The 23,788-nt window shown below is 42.4% G+C and carries 22 protein-coding genes; 15 read left to right on the forward strand and 7 right to left on the reverse strand.

What is annotated here, in order from left to right; all coding sequences use genetic code 11:
* Positions 1-14: 14 nt before the first annotated feature.
* The 3 genes from topB to B9Y67_RS02585 all read left to right on the forward strand — a co-directional run bounded on the left by topB (position 15) and on the right by B9Y67_RS02585 (position 4,274).
* Positions 15-2,156, forward strand: coding sequence for a type IA DNA topoisomerase (topB, locus tag B9Y67_RS02575; protein WP_085505224.1), 2,142 nt, complete (start codon positions 15-17; stop codon positions 2,154-2,156).
* Between the two features lie 217 nt (positions 2,157-2,373).
* Positions 2,374-3,489, forward strand: coding sequence for a glutamate 5-kinase (proB, locus tag B9Y67_RS02580; protein ID WP_085505225.1), 1,116 nt, complete (start codon positions 2,374-2,376; stop codon positions 3,487-3,489).
* 23 nt (positions 3,490-3,512) lie between these two features.
* On the forward strand, positions 3,513-4,274 hold the full coding sequence (locus B9Y67_RS02585; protein WP_085505226.1) for an RQC-minor-1 family DNA-binding protein: 762 nt from the start codon (positions 3,513-3,515) through the stop codon (positions 4,272-4,274).
* A 114-nt stretch (positions 4,275-4,388) separates the two neighbouring features.
* Here the strand turns inward: B9Y67_RS02585 and B9Y67_RS02590 are convergent, their stop codons facing one another.
* Positions 4,389-5,180: an IclR family transcriptional regulator gene (locus B9Y67_RS02590; RefSeq protein WP_085505227.1), complete on the reverse strand. Its 792-nt coding sequence runs from the start codon at positions 5,178-5,180 to the stop codon at positions 4,389-4,391.
* A gap of 291 nt (positions 5,181-5,471) precedes the next feature.
* Between B9Y67_RS02590 and B9Y67_RS02595 the strand changes: the two genes are divergently transcribed.
* Genes B9Y67_RS02595 through B9Y67_RS02610 form a run of 4 tightly spaced genes read left to right on the forward strand, consistent with a single transcriptional unit; the run spans position 5,472 to position 8,754 of the window.
* Positions 5,472-6,926, forward strand: coding sequence for an aldehyde dehydrogenase (locus tag B9Y67_RS02595; RefSeq protein ID WP_085505228.1), 1,455 nt, complete (start codon positions 5,472-5,474; stop codon positions 6,924-6,926).
* 10 nt (positions 6,927-6,936) lie between these two features.
* Positions 6,937-7,731, forward strand: a complete 795-nt coding sequence (locus B9Y67_RS02600) for a 2-keto-4-pentenoate hydratase (RefSeq protein WP_254901682.1) — start codon at positions 6,937-6,939, stop codon at positions 7,729-7,731.
* Positions 7,732-7,745: 14 nt separating this feature from the next.
* Positions 7,746-8,534 carry a 2-keto-4-pentenoate hydratase gene (locus tag B9Y67_RS02605; RefSeq protein WP_085505230.1) on the forward strand — a complete coding sequence of 263 codons (789 nt, stop codon included), beginning with the start codon at positions 7,746-7,748 and terminating at the stop codon, positions 8,532-8,534.
* A 28-nt stretch (positions 8,535-8,562) separates the two neighbouring features.
* Positions 8,563-8,754, forward strand: a complete 192-nt coding sequence (locus B9Y67_RS02610; protein WP_062440323.1) for a 4-oxalocrotonate tautomerase — start codon at positions 8,563-8,565, stop codon at positions 8,752-8,754.
* A 62-nt stretch (positions 8,755-8,816) separates the two neighbouring features.
* Here B9Y67_RS02610 and B9Y67_RS02615 read toward each other — a convergent pair whose 3' ends face one another.
* The gene (locus B9Y67_RS02615) at positions 8,817-9,701 is read right to left on the reverse strand and encodes a LysR family transcriptional regulator (RefSeq protein ID WP_085505231.1); all 885 of its coding nucleotides are present in this window, start codon (positions 9,699-9,701) and stop codon (positions 8,817-8,819) included.
* A gap of 594 nt (positions 9,702-10,295) precedes the next feature.
* Here B9Y67_RS02615 and B9Y67_RS02620 point away from each other — a divergent pair.
* The 6 genes from B9Y67_RS02620 to B9Y67_RS02645 all read left to right on the forward strand — a co-directional run bounded on the left by B9Y67_RS02620 (position 10,296) and on the right by B9Y67_RS02645 (position 15,573).
* Positions 10,296-11,573 (forward strand): aromatic ring-hydroxylating oxygenase subunit alpha, encoded by a 1,278-nt coding sequence (locus tag B9Y67_RS02620; RefSeq protein ID WP_085505232.1) that lies wholly within the window; start codon positions 10,296-10,298, stop codon positions 11,571-11,573.
* Positions 11,570-12,058, forward strand: coding sequence for an aromatic-ring-hydroxylating dioxygenase subunit beta (locus B9Y67_RS02625; protein ID WP_085505233.1), 489 nt, complete (start codon positions 11,570-11,572; stop codon positions 12,056-12,058). The genes B9Y67_RS02620 and B9Y67_RS02625 overlap by 4 nt, the downstream gene beginning before the upstream one ends.
* A 29-nt stretch (positions 12,059-12,087) precedes the next feature.
* Positions 12,088-13,113, forward strand: coding sequence for an NAD(P)/FAD-dependent oxidoreductase (locus tag B9Y67_RS02630; RefSeq protein ID WP_085505234.1), 1,026 nt, complete (start codon positions 12,088-12,090; stop codon positions 13,111-13,113).
* Between the two features lie 39 nt (positions 13,114-13,152).
* Positions 13,153-14,163 (forward strand): VOC family protein, encoded by a 1,011-nt coding sequence (locus B9Y67_RS02635; RefSeq protein ID WP_085505235.1) that lies wholly within the window; start codon positions 13,153-13,155, stop codon positions 14,161-14,163.
* Between the two features lie 67 nt (positions 14,164-14,230).
* Positions 14,231-15,277, forward strand: a complete 1,047-nt coding sequence (locus B9Y67_RS02640) for an amidohydrolase family protein (protein WP_085505624.1) — start codon at positions 14,231-14,233, stop codon at positions 15,275-15,277.
* Between the two features lie 62 nt (positions 15,278-15,339).
* Positions 15,340-15,573, forward strand: coding sequence for an indolepyruvate ferredoxin oxidoreductase subunit alpha (locus B9Y67_RS02645; RefSeq protein WP_085505236.1), 234 nt, complete (start codon positions 15,340-15,342; stop codon positions 15,571-15,573).
* A 117-nt stretch (positions 15,574-15,690) separates the two neighbouring features.
* Here the strand turns inward: B9Y67_RS02645 and B9Y67_RS02650 are convergent, their stop codons facing one another.
* The 5 genes from B9Y67_RS02650 to cudC form a co-directional block, all read right to left on the reverse strand.
* On the reverse strand, positions 15,691-16,635 hold the full coding sequence (locus B9Y67_RS02650; RefSeq protein ID WP_085505237.1) for a metal ABC transporter solute-binding protein, Zn/Mn family: 945 nt from the start codon (positions 16,633-16,635) through the stop codon (positions 15,691-15,693).
* Positions 16,636-16,666: 31 nt separating this feature from the next.
* Positions 16,667-17,524, reverse strand: coding sequence for a metal ABC transporter permease (locus tag B9Y67_RS02655; RefSeq protein WP_085505238.1), 858 nt, complete (start codon positions 17,522-17,524; stop codon positions 16,667-16,669).
* Positions 17,525-17,527: 3 nt separating this feature from the next.
* Positions 17,528-18,268 carry a metal ABC transporter ATP-binding protein gene (locus B9Y67_RS02660; RefSeq protein ID WP_085505239.1) on the reverse strand — a complete coding sequence of 247 codons (741 nt, stop codon included), beginning with the start codon at positions 18,266-18,268 and terminating at the stop codon, positions 17,528-17,530.
* A gap of 325 nt (positions 18,269-18,593) precedes the next feature.
* Positions 18,594-19,493, reverse strand: coding sequence for a glycine betaine ABC transporter substrate-binding protein (locus B9Y67_RS02665; RefSeq protein WP_085505240.1), 900 nt, complete (start codon positions 19,491-19,493; stop codon positions 18,594-18,596).
* Between the two features lie 164 nt (positions 19,494-19,657).
* Positions 19,658-20,209 carry a choline uptake/conversion transcriptional regulator CudC gene (gene cudC, locus B9Y67_RS02670; RefSeq protein WP_085505241.1) on the reverse strand — a complete coding sequence of 184 codons (552 nt, stop codon included), beginning with the start codon at positions 20,207-20,209 and terminating at the stop codon, positions 19,658-19,660.
* Positions 20,210-20,478: 269 nt separating this feature from the next.
* On the opposite strand from cudC, the gene betB reads away from it, so the two are divergent.
* Both betB and betA read left to right on the forward strand, forming a co-directional pair.
* Positions 20,479-21,966: a betaine-aldehyde dehydrogenase gene (betB, locus tag B9Y67_RS02675; RefSeq protein WP_254901683.1), complete on the forward strand. Its 1,488-nt coding sequence runs from the start codon at positions 20,479-20,481 to the stop codon at positions 21,964-21,966.
* 101 nt (positions 21,967-22,067) lie between these two features.
* Entirely contained in the window at positions 22,068-23,750 is a 1,683-nt protein-coding gene (gene betA / locus B9Y67_RS02680) for a choline dehydrogenase (RefSeq protein ID WP_085505243.1), read from the forward strand.
* The last annotated feature ends 38 nt before the right edge of the window (positions 23,751-23,788 follow it).

A 23,788-nucleotide genomic window follows, 5' to 3' on the forward strand; every position in this document is an offset into this window, starting at 1 on the left:
AGGAGTACGAGGACGTGGCAAGAGTAGTCATCTTAGCGGAAAAACCCTCCCAGGCAAAAGCATATGCCGAAGCATTTACAGTACAGGAGAAGACAAAAACTTACATCCAGCTTAAGGCGGACGATACGTTCCCGAATGGAGCAACGATCACATGGGGAGTAGGACATCTCGTGGAATTGAAGGAACCCCACGATTATAAAGCCGAGTGGAAGAAGTGGAAGCTGGACCAATTGCCGGTTGTTCCGGAACAGTTCCTGGAAAAAGTAGCAAAAGGAAAATGGGAGCAATTCCAGGCGGTCAAAAAGCTATTCCATCAGGCGGATATCATCGTCAATGCGGCGGATGTCGATCGGGAAGGGTCGAATATTTTTTACAGTATCCTTAAGCTGACTGGAGTTAAAGGAAAGCCGATTCAACGTTTATGGATCAACTCGCTTGAAAAGGATGAAGTGCGGAAAGGATTCAGGCAGCTGCAAACTAACGAGAAGGATTTACGTTTATTTGATGAAGCGAAAGCCCGGCAAATCAGCGACTGGATGGTGGGAATCAATGCAAGTCGGCTGTTCACCCTGCTGCTACAGAAGAAAGGGTATGGAAGCTACCTTACCATCGGACGAGTGCAGTCGCCGACGGTTTATTTGATTTATCAACGGCATAAGGAGATAGAGAATTTCAAACCGGAACCGTTTTATCAGATTGAGGGACTTTTCAACTCCCAGGCAGGTACATACAAAGGGCTGGCTGAGGTAAAGGAAAAGGATAAAGCGAAGGTCCAGGCCGTGCTGGACAAGCATCAATTGCAGGAGAAGGAAGCTTACAAAGGCATTGTCGAGCGACTGGATAAAAAGACGAAGCGGATAAAGTCACCGAAGCTCCACTCCCTTTCCACGTTGCAAAGTGTCGCGAACCGGCGTTGGAAGTATTCTCCGTCGCAAGTACTCAAAACAATGCAGAAGCTCTATGAAAAACGCCTTGTCAGCTATCCAAGAACGGACTGCAATTTTATCACTGACAGCGAGTTTTCCTATCTGGTTAAAAATTTGCAAGGGTACCAGCAAGCGTTGAATGTTTCTTTTACAGCATCGTCCTTGAAGCCTAGCAAGCGGTATGTAGACAGCAGCAAGGTGCAGGAACACTACGCAATCATACCGACAAAGTCCGTTCCGACCGAAAAAAAGCTGAGTGGGTTAAGCCGTGAAGAACGTAATATTTACAATGAAATTATGGCAACGACCCTTGCGATGTTTCACAAGGATTATGTTTATGAGGAGACGACGATTTTTACTCATGTGCATGATTTACCGTTTAAGTCTACTGGAAAAAGAGATGTCGACAGGGGATGGAAGGAACTATTTCCAAAGCCGGTGAAGGCGAAGCAGGAGAAAGAAGCTGATCTGCCTGGGGTTCAAAAAGGGGAGCAGGTAGATGCCAAACTTCATATAAAGGAAAGCATGACACAGCCACCGAAGCCCTACACCGAAGGTCAGCTGATTAATATGATGAAGACGTGCGGGAAACTGGTGGATAATGAAGCGGATGTCGAGATTTTGAAAGAAGTCGAAGGCCTCGGGACAGAAGCCACCCGCTCGAGTATTATTGAAACAATCAAAGCCCAGAAATATATAGAAGTGAAACGGAACAATGTGTCGATCACCGAGAAAGGGATCATGCTCTGTGAGGCGATTGAAGGAACACTCCTATCCAGTCCCTCGATGACAGCCAAATGGGAGTCCTATTTAAAGAAAATCGGAAGCGGCGATGGCTCGAAGCAAGTCTTCATCAAACAAACCCGCCAATTCATAGATAAATTGCTTCAGGAAACACCGGATATCATCCAGCAGGTTAACGTCAGGAGTACCGGTGAACCTGAGAAACGCAAGTGGAACGAACCGATTGCCAAATGTCCTGCCTGTGAGAATGGATCGATTGTCGATCGTTACAAATTCTACGCGTGCTCGGCCTACAAAAAAGGATGTACAGTGACTTTCCCGAAGAAACTGGCAGGGAAGACACTAACGCAGAATATGATAAAGACATTGTGTCAGAAGAAGCGTACCAATGTTTTGAAAGGATTTAAAGGAAAGAAACGATTCAGCACAGCGCTAGTGTTGGATGAAAACTATAAAATCGTATTTGATTTCGGGAAAAAAACGTAAATTTTTACATTGACTCTTCATTGAAATTATTTCATACTATTCTATTAATATAGAAGACTAATATGGTTTTATAACCTGCATGCTATGGAACATAGATATTTGAAAGTAACATTAGTTCAGGAAGTACTAATAAGAAAATGCTCTTCTATCCCATGTGAAAGGGGAGAAGGGCGTTTTTTACACTTTAAATGTTTACTATTTGGGTGGTGGATGGAGAATGAAGAAGCAAAGGATCGTTGTCAAAATAGGAAGCAGTTCTTTGACAAATGCAAATGGTGGACTAAGTAATGATAAGCTGCGTGAGCACGTTGATGCGCTGGCACGTCTCAAGAAGCTTGGGCACGAAGTGATTTTGATATCATCCGGTGCCGTTGCGGCGGGCTTTAAAGATCTTGGTTATTCCTCACGTCCGGTAACGATTTCCGGTAAACAAGCAGCCGCAGCGGTAGGGCAAGGACAACTTTTGCAAGGGTATACCGAAGAGTTTAGAAGACATGGGGTTGTTGCTGCACAATTACTGTTAACGAGGCAAAATTTCCTGCACAAAGAACAATATCAAAATGCCCATGCCACCTTATCGGAACTGTTAAAACGTAATGTCACACCCATTATTAATGAAAATGATTCCGTGGCCGTTGAAGAATTAACCTTTGGCGATAACGATATGTTATCTGCGCTCGTTAGTGGACTTGTCCACGCCGATTTCTTAATGATACTGACAGATATTAATGGTATATATGATCAAAATCCAAACACGCACCCAAATGCAAAGAAATATAACTTCCTTCAAGAGGTCGATGATGATTTAGTAAAAGGTGCTTCAGGAGCCGGTTCAAAAGTGGGCACTGGCGGGATGAAATCGAAAATAGAGGCAGCCCGCACAGCATTAGCGTTAGGGGTGAAAGTATTTATTGGGTCTGGAACAGGACATGAAAAGTTGGTTGATATCCTGGCTGGAAAAGGCGATGGAACATATATAGGGAGCAGCTCTCAGAGCAGTATGAAGAATACTAAACAGTGGCTGGCACTCCATTCTATACCTAATGGCAAAATAGAAGTGGACCATGGGGCTGAAGCGGCTATCGTAATGCATGGTAAAAGTCTCCTGCCTGCGGGTATAACCAACATCATTGGTAACTTTAGAGCCAATGATGTAGTAGAGGTAGTTAACGTAAAGGGGCAGCTTATTGGAAGAGGCAGTGTGAACTTTTCTTCTAATCAATTATCAGAGATTAAGGGATTGTCCAGTACAGAAGCAATGATTAAAGCCAATAGTAATCAGAAGGTTGTTATTCATAGGGATTATTGGGTAAGTCATCATAATAAAAAATGATTGAAAAGTGAGGAGTTGTCATTATGAAGAAATCAAACAACAATCACTTATCGGAAGAAGAAAAAAGAGCGATATTACGAGCAGCCGATGAAATTATAGCAACAGGAGGACGAACGCTTCTTGCTAAGATTTTGAAAGGATCGCGTGAGAAAAAGGTATTACAATTGAAATTGGATAAGTGTCCAGTCTATGGCTATTTTAAGTCAGAAAAACTGGAAGAGGTCCAGAATAAAATAGAGTGGATGATTGATTACGATTTTCTCGATATTCAGTACAGCGGAAAATTACCGATGATTATTTTTACGGAAAGAGGCTGGCATATTGAGCGTGATCAGATGGCCGATGAAATTTTGCGTGAATGGCAGCAGTGGATAGAGCAGGGAATTAGTCATCCAGACATGAGTTATTTAAAAGATCGTAATCGAGAAATGATTCTTCTATTTCTTGAAAAAGTGAAAGAGACACAAGACAAAAGGTACATACCATACTTGAAAACATGGGCTGAAATTGATTACAAAAAGGTGAAAGCTAAAATTCAGGAGACTATTAAAGCACTGGAATTAAACGAACCAATTGATCATCAAGTAAAATTAAAAAGGGAAGAATCAACAAAGGAAATGTTGGAGGGAGAGGCTCCCCAGGATCTCCTATTGAAATGTTATGAATGTGGGGAGCGCTTCCTCTTTACAGTAGGTGAACAGAAATTTTATAAACAAAAAGGTTTTGTATACCCAAAGAGATGTAACGAGTGTCGAAATCAAAGAGATGAAGAATTTTTATGGTGATTCTGAGAGAAGAAGTACCATTAAAATTCGGTGCCTGTCCCCAGCGTGATAATGCATTAATAAAGGGGGCAGGCGCCTTTTTTGTGTTTTTAGTCCTTTGATAATATGAAATGATTAAAAACGCTTAAAATAACGTTCATCATACCCCAAGCGTTCTGAGGCCTCTTTTCCAGCTTCCATCACTTTTTTGGCGATATCCGGAATTTTTTTGTCTTTCATCCGCTGGATCGGTCCAACAACGGTAATCGCGCTGACCACTTTTCCCTGGTAATCCCGGATCGGGGCAGCAACTGACTTCGTTCCTTCTGTTAATTCCTCTGTACTTACCGCGTACCCTTTTTCACGTATCGATACTAGTTCTTCTTGAAGCAGGTCAGGGTCCGTGATGCTGTTCTCTGTATAGGGACTTAATCCCTGACTAATGACCGCTTCTACAATATGATCGTCGCTAAAGGCGAGTAGTACTTTTCCTGAACTTGTACAGTAGGAAGGGTTTCTCCTTCCTAAGTGTGTCAGTATGCGAACAGGATGATTGCATTCTTCTTTATGGATATAAATCGTATCGAGCCCATCCATGATCGCTAAGTGTGCGGTTTCCCCGGTATCATTGACTAGTTTATATAGAACAGGAGCGGATTCTTTATGGATTTCCAGATTGTTGGTCACGATGCCTCCAAGCGTGAGGACTGACATGCCTAGTCTATAGGCGTTTGTTTTTTGATCTTTAATGACAAACCCTTCACTGGCAAGTGTGGATAGTAACCGGCTGACGGTGCTTTTAGCCAGTCCTAAGGATTCTGCCAGTTCACTCACTTTTTTGGTCGGTTCATAGGTGGAAAAGCTTTTTAAAATAAGTAATGCATTTTTTACAGAAGACAGTGTTTGCGGCTGCTTCTTTTTTGGCATGTTTTTCACCTCTTGTAAATGTAGTTCTTTATACAGGAACGGTTTATGGAACGGTTGATAGATGGAATATACGCTAATTATATAGAATTATGGGCACTTTCTAAATAGTAATCGTAGAAAATTTTGATTATTTTTAATTTTGTTGCGTATAGAGGAACGGGAATCTTTTTTAAATTCTTAATGGTTTCTATAATGAACGTGTACTCAACAAAAAGGATTTTTGAGAGATTTTTGTTATCCATTTATCGAAACCTGGTTCCAGGTTTCCGAAAAAATAAGGAGGCTTTCTATATGCAAACGACAAAAACAAAAGCGATTGATTGTACCCATTACATTGATGGTGCCTATGTGCAGTCAAACAATGGGAAAGCGTTTGAAAATGTTAATCCGGCAACAGAAGAAGTATTGGGAACTGTTGCAGAAGGTGGGAAAGAAGAAGTCGATCAGGCAGTAAGTGCTGCCAGAAAGGCACTTAAGGGTGAATGGGGCAATATGCCTCTAAAGAAACGATCGAATATCATCCGCAAGATCGGTGACTTGATTTTGGAGAGAAAAGAAGAACTCGCCGAGCTCGAATCCTTGGATACAGGTAAACCACTATGGCTTTCGAATAAAGTTGATATTGATCGAGCAGCCAATAATTTTTATTTCTTTGCTGATTATATGACATCCGTTGGCACCGAGGCTTATCAACAGGATGATATCGCGATTCATTATGCCGTGCGCCGTCCAGTTGGTGTTGTGGGACTCATTAATCCGTGGAACTTGCCGCTCTTCCTCATGACCTGGAAGCTGGCCCCAGCTCTAGCGGCAGGGAATACAGCTGTCATGAAGCCATCTGAAGTAACTCCAATGACCGCAACAGTGCTGGCTGAGATTTGTAAGGAGGCTGGGGTACCGGATGGCGTGGTCAATATGGTTCATGGCTTTGGTGTAACAGGTGCTGCCCTTTCTTCTCATGATGATGTAGATGCCATTGCCTTTACTGGTGAAACGGTAACTGGTACTGCCATTATGAAGTCTGCTGCGCCAACATTAAAGAAACTATCCTTTGAACTAGGCGGTAAGAATCCGAACATTATATTTGCCGATGCTGATCTGGATGATGTCATTGAAACTACAATAAAATCCAGCTTCATTAACCAAGGAGAAGTCTGCTTGTGCGGTTCAAGAATTTATGTGGAACGTTCCGCTTACGATGAATTCCTGGAACGATTTGCAGCAAAAACCAAAGAACTTAAAGTTGGGGATCCTTTCGATCCGGATACCAACGTCGGAGCATTGGTCAGTGAAGAACACTATAACAAAGTAGTCAGCTATCTGGATATTGCCAAAGAAGAAGGCGGTACATTCCTGACCGGCGGTAAGCCTGCAGAAGGATTTGATAAAGGGTTCTTCGTCGAACCGACGATTATTACAGGGCTTGGAAGTGAGGCCAGATGTGTACGCGAAGAAATCTTCGGACCGGTGGTGACCGTTGTGCCGTTTGATACCGAAGAAGAGGTGCTCGAGCAAGTGAATGATACGCATTATGGCTTAAGTGCAAGCCTTTGGACGAGTGATATCAAACGTGCTACCCGCTTCAGCGCACAAATCGAAGCTGGTATGGTGTGGGTGAACACATGGTTCCTGCGCGACTTACGTACACCTTTCGGAGGAATGAAGCGCAGTGGTATTGGCCGCGAAGGTGGCGCTCACAGTTTTGATTTCTACTCTGAATTAACTAATATCACGTTAAAAATGTAGGAGGATGACAGTGAAAACAGATAACGTAACGAAAAAGGAAACGCATGCGAAGCACTTGTCAGAGGCGTGGAGTAAAGGGGAAGGGGTCCAGCCGATTACGGAGCTGGATCCTGAGATCTCCCTTGATGAAGCTTACCAGGTGCAATTGCAAACGGTAGACCAAAAAGTAAAACAAGGGCAGCGGATAACAGGGAAGAAAATCGGCCTTACATCCAAGGCCATGCAAGAATCGTTAGGTGTCAACGAACCGGACTATGGCCATTTATTAGACGAAATGGAATGCCCGAACCGAGGTAAGATTTCCTCCAAGCAAGTGTTACAGCCAAGAGTAGAAGGGGAAATAGCCTTCATCTTAAAAGAAGATTTAGTCGGACCTAACGTAACGTCATTAGATGTATTAAAAGCAACGGATGTCGTGGTTCCAGCGCTTGAAATCGTAGACAGTCGCATTAAAGATTGGAAGATCACACTAGCTGATACCGTAGCTGATAATGCCTCTTCCGGAATGTATATCCTCGGAGGAAAACCGAAAAAAGTGGAAGACGTAAACCTGAAACAAATGGGAATGGCGCTCTATAAAAATGATGAATTACTGAACACAGGTGTTGGTGCTGCGGCCTTAGGAGATCCGGTAAAATGTGTGGCCTGGCTCGCCAACAAACTGGCTGATTATGACATTACATTAAAAGCAGGGGAAATTATTTTATCAGGAGCATTATCTGCAGCCATGCCTGCTGAACCTGGTGATCATTTTTACGCAAAGTTTGCTGAGCTGGGAGAAGTGCATGTTTCATTCACGGAGTAAAGGAGGGTAATATTATGGATAATCATCTAATTAATGAGCTTGCTGATTACGTACATGGTGCAGAAAAAGAAAAACGGGAAATAACAAAAATTACGGCCAATTTATATCCGGAACTTTCGATTGATGAAGGGTACATCATTCAAGAAGAACTGGTTCGCCAAAAAATTGAAGATGGCTATCAAATCATTGGCCCGAAAATGGGGATAACCAGTGAGGCTAAGATGAAGCAGATGGATGTAGATGATCCCATCTATGGATATGTATTCGATAATATGGTAGTCGAGGATGGAGATTCCATTTCCATTTCTGATTACATTCATCCCAAAGTGGAACCGGAAATCGGCTTTATTTTAGCAAGGGACCTGGAAGGACCAAACGTGACCGCATTGGATGTGCTGCGAGCGACAGAATATGTATTCCCGGCGATAGAGATAATCGACAGCCGATATGAGAACTTCAATTTTACACTGCCGGATGTCATTGCAGATAATACCTCTGCGGCTGGTGCTGTATTTGGAACCTATTTTAGAAAACCTGATGAACTGGACCTTGATGTGGTCGGTGTGACGTTATCGATCAATGGAGAAATCCAATCATTGGGAGCAGGAGCCGCTGTGCTTGGAAACCCAGCCAATTCAGTAGCCAGACTCGCCAATATGGTAAGTAAAAAGGGAGAAAAAGTAAAAGCGGGACAGCCGATTTTAACCGGCGGTGTCACTGCAGCCGTACGACTATCTCCAGGTGACTTTGTCCAAGCCGAATACGGTGGATTAGGTAACGTCTCATTTTTCGTGAAAGAATAATTGGAACTCTTTAGAGGTGGTGATGGATGTGCCGATTATCAATGTGCAAATGATGGAGGGAAGAGATCCCGAACAAATTGAAACACTGATGAAGAACCTGACTGACACTGTCAGTGAGTCACTGGGTGCTCCGAAAGAAAATGTACGCGTTCTTGTCAACGAAGTGCCAAAAACGCATTGGTCCATCGGTGGTACAAGTGCCAAAGCATTAGGAAAATAAGAAAAACACAGAGGCGATTCTCTGACTTCCAATTTTGGAAGCTGCAGAATCGTCTCTGTGTTTTATTGGGCCTCTGTATATTTATGATTGATGATCGAGTAAATAATTTTTTTAGCCAGACTCTCGATGCGGGAATTATTGCGAAATTGGACGTACACATGATTGGGTATATTATAAATTTCATCGATTTCCCGGACTTCCACTTCACTCTCGTACCTCCTATCAACTCCCAGTTTAGGGATGATACCTATCCCGATTTCATTGGCCACAGCATTCAGAAGCATTTCGTTATTATCGACATCCATGCGGGTAATATTCTGGGCGCCATTAAGTTGTTTATCAATTAAATTCCATAAAGTGGAGTTTCTTCGATAACTGATAATTGTTTCTCCGCTTAAATCTTTTACCCCCAAAGATTCTCTTTGACATAAGGCGTGCTCTTTTGGCAGGACCACCACCAAATTATTTTCAAATAAGTATTCGGAAGTAATGTCATGATTATTTGAGAGTGCATTTCTAGTAAAGATTAAATCAACCTCTCCTGATAAAGCCCGCTCATTTAAACTGACAGAATCAAACCCTTCGATCACTTGAACATCAATATCCCCGATTGATTTGATCGTTTTTAAAAGTTCTACAATAAAAGAGTGCGAGTATCCGGGAGAGAAGCCGACCTTGATGATTGGATCTTTAACCATGTTGGGAATTTCTTTGGAGTGATTAATATATAACAGGATATTTTTTGCGTATTCGATGAACAGATTTCCTTCTTCTGTCAGATATATTTCGTGTCCAATTCTTTTGAAAAGCTGGCATTGCAAGATTTCTTCTAAAGCCTTTATACGTGAGGTAACGGTCGGTTGGGTCACATCAAGAACTTCAGCAGCTTTTGAATAGCTTTTATATTTCACAATGGTAAGAAACGTATTCAATTGGCATTCATTCATCTAGTTTCCTCCTAAAACTTACTTATTAAAAGGCTCTACTTAACCTCACTGGTTTAACAGAGACTATTAAAAAGGATGTAACACGGAAAGCGCTTTCAAAGATGGCTAAGCGATTGCAGTTAAAAGTAATCACCTTGGATAAAAGGTAGAAAATGGAGGATCCATTATTCCTAAAATCTACTAGTTAATGGGGGAAGTTCCCGCTTAGAGTTAAGCATACGATGATTATATTGATAAAAAAGATAACTTGTCAACGGTGATTACAGATAATTCTGTATTTTAGAAACTGTTGTATAAATTATTTTTTAATATTCGTGGTAAACCAAAGAAATATTCGATTGGTATCTAAAAATTCTGACTTTTATAATGAAAAGTAAGCAATTTAAACAACATGAATTTAGTAATAACCAGCTAAGGAGGAAGTGGAAAATTGTGTGATTTTTTACAAGGTGTAAGTGAAAAAAAAGAAGCATTAAGTTTAAAAAATAAGCTAAAAAAAGCTTTCGAAGAAATGCAAGCGCTAACAAAAGGAAGTTAAATACTACACCTGGGATCTCCCCAATGCTTTAGAAATCTAAAAATGAGGTGAATAACATGGAAGAATTAATCCGGGATAATCGGGAGAAAAATGAATTTCTTGTTCATCGAAGTGTTTTTACGGATAAAGAAATGCTGGCAAGAGAACGGGCAGAAATCTTCAATAAATGCTGGCTGTTTATTGGCCATGAAACAGAAGTTCCCGAAAAAGGAGATTACAAACGGAAAAAAGTAGGTGGACGTAACTTACTGCTTGTCCATAGTCAGGACGGTGAAATTAGAGCCCTGTATAATACCTGCCCACATCGCGGTGCACTTGTCGCCAGAGAAAATGAAGGTAATTCAAGGGTGTTTCGTTGTTTCTATCATGCCTGGAGCTTTAAAAATGATGGCCAATTGAATGGTATGCCGGGTAAAGATGGGTTCCCTGATGATTTTAACTGCGATGGCGAGAAAGACATGAAAGCGGTTAATCGATTGGAAAGCTATCGTGGGTTCATATTTGTGAACTTTGACGATCAGGCTATTTCCCTGGATGACTACTTAGGGGATGCCAAGGAATATATTGACCTGGCAGCAGATCAATCCGAAACAGGATTGGAAGTTCTCGGAGGAGTGCAGGAATACAGTGTCCGGGCAAATTGGAAGCTGCTAGCTGAAAATAGCGTCGACCTCTATCACGGCATGCCTACCCATAAAACCTATTTCGATATTAAACAAGCCCAGGACCCTGGTTTAAAACGCGTGAAGCTGGAAGGAAGGGGCAAAGACCTGGGTAACGGTCACGCTGTTATGGAATATGTGGCACCTTGGGGAAGACCGGTTGCTCAGTGGACACCTATTTGGAGCGAAGATTTAAAACAAGATATGGAGAAAATGAAAGAAAAATTAGTGGAAAGGTTCGGAGAAGAACGTGCCGATCGAATCGCGAACTACAACCGGAACATTATCATATTCCCTAATTTGGTTATCAACGACATTATGGCGATTACAGCAAGAACGTTCTACCCGTCGAGTCCAGGATATATGGAAGTCTCCGGCTATTCCTTAGCGCCTATAGGAGAAGATGAAGAGCATCGAATGGCCAGGAATAATAACTTCCTTGAATTTTTGGGACCGGGCGGATTTGCTACTCCGGACGACAATGAAGCATTGGAACTATGTCAGGAAGCCTATAACAATAACGAGGAAGTTCAATGGAATGATATTTCTAAGGGCATGGTTAGAGGAGAAGAAAATGCCATGGCAACCGATGAACTCCAAATGAGGAGTTTCTGGAGGCAGTATAAGGTCAGAATCGAGGAATCCATGAAGAAGGAGGTTGCGCAGCCATGACAGTAGTAGCGCTAACACGCCAAAATGTGGTTGATTTCCTTTATAAAGAAGCCAAATTACTCGATGAATGGAAGCTGAAAGAATGGGCGGCATTGTTTACGGATGACGGCACCTATAAAGTTCCGCCGATCGGCAAGCCTGAAGCCAGTCCGACGGAATCGCTATTCTATGTGCATGATAATCGGTCACGCCTGCAAGAGCGGGCGGAGCGCCTGTTGAAGAAAGAAGCCCATGTGGAATATCCGCACTCCACCACACTTCGAAATTACCATAACATTCTGGTTAGTGGTGTCGAGTCTGATGTAATTACAGTGGAGTGCAACTTTACAACACATCGAACCAAAAGAGAAGTGTTAGATACGTTTGTTGGTAAACACAAATACGAAATTGTTCAGCAAAATGGAGAACTTGCTATCAAAAGTAAAAAAGTGATCTTAAATCTCGATAGTTTAAGGCCGCACGGAAAAATCAGTTTAATTCTCTAATAGTTTCCTAAGGAGAGGTGGTGAATGGTATGAGTAATCAGCACGAAGTCTACGACATTACCATTGTAGGCGGTGGTCCAGTTGGTATGTTTACTGCTTTCTACGCAGGGATGCGTCAGGCAAGCGTGAAAGTTATCGAAAGTTTACCTCAACTGGGCGGCCAGCTGGCTGCGTTATACCCGGATAAATACGTCTATGATGTCGCTGGATTTCCTAAGGTGAAAGCGAAGGATCTAGTCGAACAGTTAAAAGTTCAAATGGACCAATTTGAAAATGAGGTTTGCCTGGGTGAAGAAGTCAAAGAAGTCACAAAAGAAAATGATATTTTCACAATCAAAACAAATACCCAGACCCATTACTCGAGAACGATCATTGTCACGGCCGGGAATGGCGCCTTTAAGCCGCGCAACATGAATTTAGAAAGAGAAGAACACTATACAGGGAAGAACCTTCATTACAGTATCGAGGATATTAATGATTTTAAAGATAAAGATGTAGTCGTTTGTGGCGGCGGAGATTCTGCGGTAGATTGGGCGCTCATGTTAGAGAATGTTGCTTCATCGGTAAACATCGTCCATCGAAGAGACCGGTTCAGGGCTCATGAACATAGTGTCAATTTATTGAAGGATTCATCTGTTAATATTCTAACTCCGTATAGTCCTTGTGAATTATTGGGAGAGGAAAAAATAGATTGCGTAAAACTGAAAAAAGCCAAGGCGGAAGAATTTATGGAATTAAAGGCAGATGAATACCTGGTCAATTATGGTTTTATATCCAATCTGGGACCTATTAATGACTGGGGACTTGAGATAGAAAAGAACTCAATTCTAGTAAACTCAAGAGCTGAAACGAATATTCCTGGAATCTATGCAGCAGGAGATATTTCAACTTATCCAGGCAAAGTTAAGTTGATGGCAACCGGTTTTGGAGAGGCTCCGATTGCCGTGAGTAACGCAAAAGTTTATATCAATCCAGATGAATCCTTACACGCAGCTCATAGTACATCCATCATGAGCAGGAAAGATAAGAAGAAGAAAGAAAAAGTAGTCACTTAATATAAAAAGGACTGTTTTATAAAAGAGGAGGAACTTTATATGTCGAAAGTAAAAGAAGAAATCATCAGTCAGGAATCAGCGCAGGAAAGGCTGGAAACTTATTTACGTACGGTTGCCCATATCGGCCATGTGGAGATCAGTGTCACTAATTTTGAGAAATCGCTATGGTTTTTCACCGAAGTGATGGGTCTTGTATTAACCGAGACGGACGGAGATCGTGCCTATTTGCGGGCATGGCAGGACTTTGACCACCACACGCTTGTGCTGAAGGCCTCTAATACTTCAGAAGTCAACCGCATGGGCTGGCGTGTTAGCACAAAAGAGTCCCTGGAGCTATTCGAAAAGCAATTACAAGTAATGAATATTGACTGTCACTGGGTAGGTGGCGGACAAAAGAAAGCATTAGGAGATACGCTCCACTTCAAATCCCCTGCTGGAATTCCAGTTGAATTATATTGGGAAAAAGAATTGTTTGTAACGGATGATCCTGCTTTGAAATCAAACTTGCCAAGTCATCCAAGTAAGTATATGGCGAAAGGTGTCTCCCCTCGTCGCTTTGATCATGTCAATCTGATGGTTAATGATGTTGCGAAAGAACAACAATGGTGGACGGACTTGCTCGGTATTCACCATCGTTATTATATTCAAAACCAGGAAGATGTCCGTTTAGGGTCATGGTTGAGCCGAACAAATATTGCACATGAAATTGCATTGATGAGAAACTCCAATCAAGATGGGGCAGCTTTCCACCATTTAGCCTATTACCTGGATTCCCCGGATGAACTTCTACGTGCATCCAATATTATGGCTGAGAATGGCATTAAGATTGAATGGGGCCCTGGTAAACATGGAACTAGTGGTGCGCAATTCATCTATGTGTTTGAACCTTCTGGCCACCGCGTAGAAATCTGGACAGGCGGCATCCTTATGTTCTCCCCGGATTGGGAGCCGATCAAATGGTCTTCCGATGTTGGTCAGCTAGGCCTGGAGATGTGGGGAAGCACACCGCCGGAATCTTACCTGACTTATGGAACGAAAATAGGAGAGTAATAGAAAGGGAGAGACTAGCTTGCTAGTCTCTCTATTCCGAAACTATGAAGGTGGGGAGAGTTCAGTGGTGAAACCAGACCTAAACATTGATTTTCATACACATATCATTTCCGAGGACTTTCTGAATTTGGCCGAAAAATATGGCGATGATCGCTGGCCTGTGTTAGAGAAAACATGTGACTGCGGTGCTAATATCATGATTAAGGGTAATAAATTCAGGGAGATAACGGACCAGACCTGGGATGCAGAAAAGCGGCTGAGTGACATGGACAAAGAAGGTATTGATATTCAGGTTTTGTCTCCGATTCCAGTTACCTTCAGTTATTGGGCGGATCCTGAGCAAGGCTTGGAAATGGCAAGGTTCCAGAATGATTTCATTGCATCCGTCACACGTGAACATCCGAATAGGTTCATAGGGTTAGCTACCGTCCCGTTACAAGATGTTGATTCAGCTATAAAAGAAATGGATCGAGCGGTCAATGAACTGGGGCTGAAAGGTATCGAAATAGGAAGTAACGTGAACGGTAAGAACTTGGATGATGACTCATTAGAGCGATTCTTCAAAGCGGCAAACGATCAGGAAGTACCGTTGTTTATTCATCCTTGGGCAACGTTAGGAAAAGAACGGATGCCACGCCATAACTTTATGTATATGGTGGGGATGCCTTCCGAAACAGCCTTGGCAGCCGGGAGTATCATTATGAGCGGCATGCTGGATAGGTATCCAAACTTAAAATTATGTTTTGCCCATGGTGGTGGTTCTTTACCTTATTTATTACCAAGAATGGATAAAGGATGGAATGTATGGCCGCAAATCAGAAAGACGGAGAAGCCACCAAGTCACTATGCGAAATTACTATATTATGATTCCCTGGTTTACGATGAAGATAATTTGCAATTTATGATTGAGAAATTCGGAGTCGATCAAATCATAGCAGGTTCTGATTACCCTTTCTTATTACGTGAAGCACCATCGGGAGAAGTTGTTGACCGATTGTCGACATTAAGTGGCGCAGAAAAAGGGAAAATTCTCGGGCTTAATGCTTTAGATTTTTTAAATCTGAATAAAGAAGAATATACGAAGGCGGTCAAAGAGGAATTTAGTACGAAGTGAAAATAGATGATTAAGACAGATTGGAAATGTTACATCAAAACAGAGAGAAGGAGAGGATCATCTTGGCTTTTGTAATAACGGCTCCGTGCCGTCATGAAAAGGCAGCAGAGTGTGTGGATGTCTGTCCGGTTGATTGTATTGAAGAAGGGGAGGATCAATATTTCATTGATCCGAATACTTGTATAGACTGTGGTGCTTGTGTCGCAGCTTGCCCGGTAGAGGCAATCATTGATGAGCATGAATTATCACCCGATCAGGAGGAAATGCTGGAAAAGGCGGAAAGCTTTTTTGGATAGGGAAAGCGTGGCTGGCCCTTTTGCTTTCTGGTTTTTTTGCACTAGTTGCGTTGTAACTCCTTTTAAATAAAGCGTATAAAAAGGCTGTCATCCACTTAGGATGACAGCTTTTTATGGTTACTGTATCAAACCCTCTTTAATGGTTTTTATGTTCGATTCCATCATAGAAATATACGTATCGCCATTTTCACCGGGTTTGGCCAGAGAATCTGTAAACACTGTACCCATGATCGGGACATTGGTTTCAGCAGCGACTGCCTCCATGCTCCGCGGATCAATACTGGTTTCTAAAAATAGACCAGTGATTTCTTTGTCGTTGATGATATCTACAATTCTTGTAATTTGATCGGGAGTTCCTTGATTTTCCTGGTTGATTTCCCAAATATATTCAGCCTGAAATCCGTATGCGTCACTGAAATATTTGAATGCTCCTTCACTCGTCACAAGTACACGTTCTTCTTCAGGAATTTGGTTGAATTCCTCTACAGCACTGTCATGGAGCTCTTTGAGTTTCGTAATATACTGTTCGGCATTTTTTTTATAGACTTCTTCGTTTTCCGGGTCGACTTTAATGAGACCATCTCTTGCATTTTTCGCATATTGGATGCCGTTACGAATGTCCAGCCATGCATGAGGATCTTCCTCACCCTGCTTGCCTTTCGATGTTAAGTACATCGGATCGACCCCTTTACTCATAAGGAAAACAGGAGCATGATCTCCATTTTTTCCGGCTGTTTCCATTAGATTGTCAAACCATGAGTTTCCTGCTTCGAGGTTTAGGCCGTTATAGAAAACAGCATCTGCATCCGTTGTTTTCTTAACATCCTCCGGAAGTGGGTCATATTCATGAGGGTTAGACCCAACTGGTGCCAGGCTGTGAATCTCCACTAAGTCCCCGCCTACATTTTTAACAATGTCGTACACGATCGAGTAAGTGGTAACGACTTGAATCTTTCCATTAGTACTCTCGGAGTTCCCGGTTGCTTCCTCACCTCCGCAGGCAACCAACATCATAAGCGTTAAAATTGAGGCTGCTAAAAGCAAAATCCTTTTCTTAATCATTTATTTTCCTCCTGTTTTCTATTATTTCACACTAAATAAGTGAGGCTCTCTTCTTTTTGACCCTTAACATCCTCCATATTAATCCATGTTTTGGAGAGAATAGGAAAACGAGAACGAAGATGGCAGTTGCTGAAATAACAATCGTTGCTCCTGAAGCCAGGTTGTAGGTGAAACTGAAGTACAGACCGGCAATAGAGGAGATGACGCCGATTCCAGACGCTAGAAAAATCATTATCCATAAACGATCCGTTAAGAGATAGGCAGCAGCTGCTGGCGTGATTAACATTGCTACCACCAGAACTATACCTACAGTTTGGAGAGAAGCAACTGTCACCATCGTCAGCAATGTCATAAGAAAATAATGAATCAGCCGGACTGGCAGGCCATAGGCCGCTCCCATTGTTTCATCGAACGATGTAATCAGTAGTTCTTTATAAAAGAGGTATACAGCTGCCAGCACGACGATCCCGATAGCAAGGGTGATCCACATATCTGACGAGCGGACAGCAAGCACATTCCCGAACAGAATATGGTATAAATCCGTACTGCTCTTTAGCAAGGTTATGATGATTATCCCAGCCGCAAAGGCAGCAGTGAACATAATGCCAATGGAAGTATCGTGTTTAATCCGACTGTTCTGACTGACAAATCCGATTGCTATGGCTGTAACAACACCACTGAAAACAGCCCCGAAGAAGAAGTTGATGCCAAGCATATACGAAATTGCAACGCCTGGTAACACTGCATGAGAGATGGCATCTCCCATAAGCGCCATACCTCTGAGAATAATAAAGCAGCCAATCACACCACAGATAATTCCTACCATAATCGAAGTTAATAATGCTTTTTGTAAAAATCCATACTGCATAATTGCTTCAATAAAAGCCATCCCTTACACTCCCATCTCTTTCATAAAAGCAAACTGGCCTTTGTAGGCTCTTTCAATGATATCGGATTGAATGACTTCATTAACGCCACCGAAGCTGATCAACTCTTTGTTTAACAGGATGAGTTGACTGAAGTAATCATTTGCCTTACTAAGGTCATGGTGCACGACAATGACCGTCTTTCCTTGCATGCAAAGCTCTTTCAATATGGTTACAATCGTTTCTTCACTGGAAGCATCAACTCCGACAAAAGGTTCATCAAGGCAGAATAACTCTGCTTTTTGGGCTAAGGCGCGGGCAAGAAAGACACGCTGCTGCTGGCCGCCGGACAGCTCACCGATTTGTCTCTTTTTGAATGCTTCCATGCCGACCCGTTGAAGACACTCCAGCGCCCATTCTTTTTCTTTTTTCTTAGGGCGCCTAAATAGTTGAAGGTTCGGGTAAGTGCCCAAAAGTACCGCATCAAGTACGGTAATAGGGAAATCCCAATCAATATCATTGCGTTGTGGTACATAGGCGATCTTTTTCCTTACTTCTTTTACGGTCTTCCCTAATACTTTAATATCCCCTTTATCCTTTGGGAGCAGGTTCAACATCGCTTTTAAAAGCGTGGACTTCCCAGCACCGTTAGGGCCGATAATTCCAACCAGATTTCCTGGTTGTACGGATAAACTAACTCCTTTTAATGCTTCATTTCCATAATAGGAAACATGCAGATCGTTGATAGAAATAGCCGCTTTCTCCATGGATTCTCCTCCTTCTAATGCTTCCTATGCTTTCATAAAATCACTTGTAGAATTTTAGCGTTTAACCATAAAAGTTTAAATAAGGAACATAATTTTCCTTAGTGCAACTTTTTGGGTAAAAAAATATTTCTTTTAGTATATAGGTGTTCTAAATAAAGGTGACTGATTTTTCCTTATGCTTAAAAAGTTTCCTTAATGCAAAATATATACCTTTGATCACAACATGTCAACAAGTAGATGGAAAATGAAGAAAGGATGTTATGTCCAATATGAAAAGCAGGCCCATTATAGGCCTGCTTTCTGCTTATTTTTTATATTTCTTTGTTTATTTTACCCATTCATCAATCAAATCCCGGTTCTCGTCCACCCATTTCTCTGCTCCATCAATAGGCTCTTCGGCATTTTCTACATATTCAATCAGTTCGCCGATTTGCTGATCATCCATCTTCCAATTTTTAAACCATTCACTTACTTCAGGGTAATCTTCTTCAAATCCTTGTCTGGTAGCATGGTGGATTTTTTCTGTATCACCGAATGTGTTTTGTGGGTCTTCCAGGAATTTCAGGTCATACTTGGAGAATACCCAGTGCGGGCTCCAAAGTGGTGCCACGATAGGCTCCTCATTTTTTACTGCTTCTCCAATTTCAGCTATCATGGCAGATTCCGAACTTGGCAGCAGTTGAAGTTCGAGGTCATAGTCCTCGATTGCTTGTTCAACAATTTCCATTGTACCAGCGCCAGGATCAAAACCAACAATTTCACTATTGAACAATTCTTTATGGTCATTTAAGTCTTCTATGCTATTCACATCTTCTAAATATTCTGGGACAACAAGTCCTACTTTTGCATTGTCATACCAGGTAGCATCTGAGAAATTAACCGTGTCCTGATATTTCTCTAAGTAATTAGCATCCTGAACCGGCAGCCATATTTCTAAGCTGGCATCTAGATCGCCACTATCTAACGCACTCATCGTAGCTCCCATGTTCAAATTGTTTAATTTTACGTCATACCCTTTTTCTTCTAAAATCACTTTCCACATATTTGTTACAGCAATATTTTCAGCCCAGCTAATTTGACCAATGATTAGTTCTTGATCATTTTCTTCTGATTCTGTCCCTGATTGGTCACTGTCTGATTCTCCACTAGTGTTTCCGCATGCTGTCAGTACAGCCACCATTAGAATAGCGAAAATAAAACTAAGACTTTTTTTCCAGTTGCTCATGTTGAAAAACTCCCTTTTGTTTTATATTAATCCTTAATACATTCAAAAAGTTTAATGTATTAAGAATTTATTTAACATAAATGCGCAAAGCAGCCAACTCTTTCAATAAAAAGAGTGGTTCAACCAGGTAGTCCAGGCTGGACTACCTGGTAATGCTTATTTACTTAATCTTGTTGATCTTTCGGTAAGAACTCGAATATCTCACCGCTTCTTATACTTTCCACTAAGTCTTCCAGCCAGTGATAATAGGTTTTAGATTCTTCTAGTTGATCATAGTATCCCTTTGCTTGGGCAACAATTTCTGGTGTGCTGCTGGAATCTTTTATAACATCGATGAAATCTTCCTGCGCTTCTTCAATTGCATCCAAATTCATTTTCGCTTCCCGTTCCCACATCTGGCAATAAAACGCCATAAACGAACGGAAGAAATTTTTCTCCGCTGCATACGTATGTTTTCTGGAACCCCGTGTAAATGTTTTTTTCACCATTTTGATTTCCTGGAGCCTGCGGACACTGGTACTCATGCTTGGTTTACTCATTCCCAGTTCCTCACGCATTTCATCAAGTGTCATCTGATCTTCAAAGTACATCGTCGCATATAAATTGGCAGCGGCTGGTGTTACCCCGTATAAATCCATTGTCTCCGCAATGGCGCCAATAACTTTATCTTTGGCTTCTTCTATTTTGATTCTCGATTTTTCCATGGATTCACTCATAAGGTCGCTCCTTCAGTTTAAAGTAAACCAAATTAAAAAATAATTAAATATTTTGCACAAACTTTATGTTAACGTCTTCAGAAGAAATGTCAAATAGGAATTTTAATTTATTTTCGAGCAAATACCCGCTACATTACTCATCATAACCATTCCGGTCCCTGTTAATTCTTTTCAGGGTTTTTGTTTGAAAGTATTTTTGACAACCGTAAAAAGGCATGTTAGTGTTTTAAACGTTAAATAAATTTTTAATAAACTTAATTACTTCGAAAATGGAGTTGATAGATTTGGATATAAAACTAAAACAATACATTAATGGTAAATGGGTTAATGCGAACTCGGAGAATACGCGTCATATTATCAATCCATTTAACCAGGAAATCATTGCTGTTGTTCCGGAAGGCGATGAATCCGATACGAAAGCAGCCATCGCTGCAGCAAGAGAAGCATTTGATAACGGAGAATGGGCTTCTACCCCAGCGACTGAGCGGGGAACTGTCGTAATGAAAATTGCGGAATTGATTGAAAGAGATAAAGAGGAACTGGCTCATTTAGAATCCTTGGATACTGGAAAAACAATGGAAGAAAGTCGCGGAGATATGGACGATATCGCTGGAGTGTTCCGTTATTATGGAGAACTTGCAGATAAAAATGGCGGGGAACTGATCGATTCTCCAGTGCCCGACTCTATCAGTAAAGTGGTTCATGAACCGGTTGGTGTTTGCGGGCAAATTACACCTTGGAATTATCCATTACTTCAAGCGTCCTGGAAACTGGCTCCAGCGCTTGCGACAGGAAATACGTTAATCATGAAGCCAAGTGAAATCACACCACTTACTACGATAAAAGTATTTGAACTGATGGAAGAGGCGGGAGTGCCTGCGGGTGTTGCGAACCTTGTTCTTGGTGCAGGTGATACCGTCGGTGCAGAGCTATCCAGTAACACGGATGTAGACCTTATTTCTTTTACAGGCGGGATTGTTACCGGGAAAAAGATCATGCAAGCGGCAAGCGTGAATGTGAAGAAGCTCGCACTTGAGCTTGGCGGGAAAAACCCGAATATCATCTTTGCTGATGCTGATTTTGAGACAGCAGTCGACCAGGCATTAAATGGCGTATTCTTTCACGCCGGACAAATCTGCTCTGCTGGTACAAGATTGATTGTAGAAGAAAGTATGCACGATGATTTCGTTAATGCGCTTGTGGAACGGGTGAAAAATTTCAAGCTGGGAAGCGGATTTGACGAAGATACACAGATGGGACCGCTTATTTCAGCGGAACATCTTGCGAAGGTAGAAAAGTATGTGGAAGCAGGTGTTAAAGAAGGGGCTACATTAGCAGTTGGCGGTAAGCGCCCGGAAGATCCGGAATTACAAAAAGGATTTTTCTACTTGCCTACGATTTTCACCGACTGCACGACAGACATGAGCATTGTCCAAGAGGAAGCTTTTGGTCCAGTTATTACGGTTGAGAAATTTAAAAAAGAAGAAGAAGCCGTAAAGCTTGCCAATGACTCGATCTACGGACTTGCAGGAGGCGTTTGGACAAACGATATTGCAAAAGCGGAACGATGTGCCGCGAAGATGCGTATGGGTACGGTCTGGATTAATGAATTCAATCTTTATTTCCCACACGCACCATGGGGCGGATATAAGCAGTCTGGTATTGGTCGCGAACTAGGCAGACTGGGCATAGAGGAATATACAGAAACCAAGCATATCTTCCAAAACCTGAAACCTGAAGCTATGAACTGGTTCTAAGCTGACAATCTATTATGAAAATCAAGTAATAAATTAAATAAATGAAAAAGGGTTTCTAATGAAGCCCTTGTTTCAAGTTCGACATCAAGGAGGAACAGAAAATGACTGAATCATATGATATTGTAATCGTTGGTGGCGGGAGTGCGGGTTCTGTACTCGGCAACCGTTTAAGCGAAGATGGGAAAAAGAGTGTACTTGTTTTAGAGGCGGGACGCAGTGATTATTCCTGGGATTTATTGATCCAAATGCCGGCAGCTTTGCCGTTTCCATCCGGCAAAAGCCTCTACGACTGGAAATACGAATCAGACCCGGAGCCATATATGAATGGCCGGCGTATTAAGCATGCCAGAGGGAAGGTGCTTGGCGGCTCCAGTTCCATCAATGGCATGATTTATCAGCGCGGAAATCCTAAAGACTATGAACGCTGGGGAGCCGATCCCGGGATGGAATCGTGGAATTTTGCGCACTGCCTACCATATTTCAAGCGTTTGGAAAATGCTTTAGAATCACCGGATGATGATCTTCGCGGTCATGATGGTCCTATCAAATTGGAGCGCGGACCTGCTAAAAATCCTTTATTCCAGGCTTTCTTTAACTCGGCTGTAGAAGCTGGTTATTCCAGAACTCCTGATGTGAACGGATTTCGCCAGGAGGGGTTCGGACCGTTTGATAAGCACGTATACAAAGGCCAGCGGTTGTCTGCTTCCCGTGCTTATCTCCATCCGATCATGGACCGGGAGAACCTGACAGTGAAGACCCGTGCCTTCGTTACGAGTATCGACTTTGATGGTACGAAAGCTAAAGGATTGACGTATAAGCGAAATGGGAAGATCCATCAAGTGGAGGCCGGTGAAGTCATCCTCTCAGGTGGTGCCATCAACACGCCACAGCTCCTTCAGTTATCAGGAGTGGGAGACGCCGAACACCTTCGCTCACTTGGTATTAAACCGGTCGTCGATCTTCCGGGGGTAGGGGAAAATCTTCAGGATCACCTGGAAGTTTATGTCCAGCATGCTTGTCCACTTCCTGTTTCCGAGCAGCCGAACTTAAATAAAGCACGCATGCCTTGGATTGGTTTGCAGTGGATGCTTGGACGTACGGGACCGGCAGCGACCAACCATTTCGAAGGCGGAGGTTTCGTCCGATCGAACGATGAGGTTGACTATCCGAACTTGATGTTCCACTTCCTACCGGTAGCGGTGCGGTACGATGGGCAGAAAGCGCCAACGGATCATGGATTCCAAGTGCACATCGGACCAATGTACTCCGATGCTCGCGGTTCATTAAAAATACGTTCAAAAGATCCAAAAGAGCACCCAAGCATGGTCTACAACTATCTTTCTACAGAACAGGACAAACGCGAATGGGTGGAAGCGATCAAAATTACTCGTGAAATCATGTCTCAGCCAGCCATGAAGCCTTATAATGCCGGAGAAATCTCTCCTGGTCCTACTGTTCAGACGGAAGAGGAAATCCTGGATTGGGTGAGAGAAGATGCGGAGACAGCTCTTCATCCATCTTGTACGGCAAAAATGGGACCGGAATCAGATCCGATGGCTGTCGTAGACCCGAATACCATGAAGGTTCACGGTCTCGATAATGTACGAGTGGTCGACGCATCCGCTATGCCTTACGTTACAAATGGTAATATTCATGCGCCTGTACTGATGCTGGCGGAAAAGGCTGCGGACCTTATCCTTGGACGCAAGCCGCTGGATCCAATCGATGCTGACTACTATCGTCATGGCGAACATCCAGCTGATGCAGGTACTGTATCCGAATAACGCCCTCTGATTATAAGACTTTCGCTCATGTAATAGAA

Origin of the sequence: Thalassobacillus devorans (genome assembly GCF_900176565.1) — a bacterium.
Lineage (GTDB): Bacteria > Bacillota > Bacilli > Bacillales > Halobacillaceae > Thalassobacillus > Thalassobacillus devorans_A.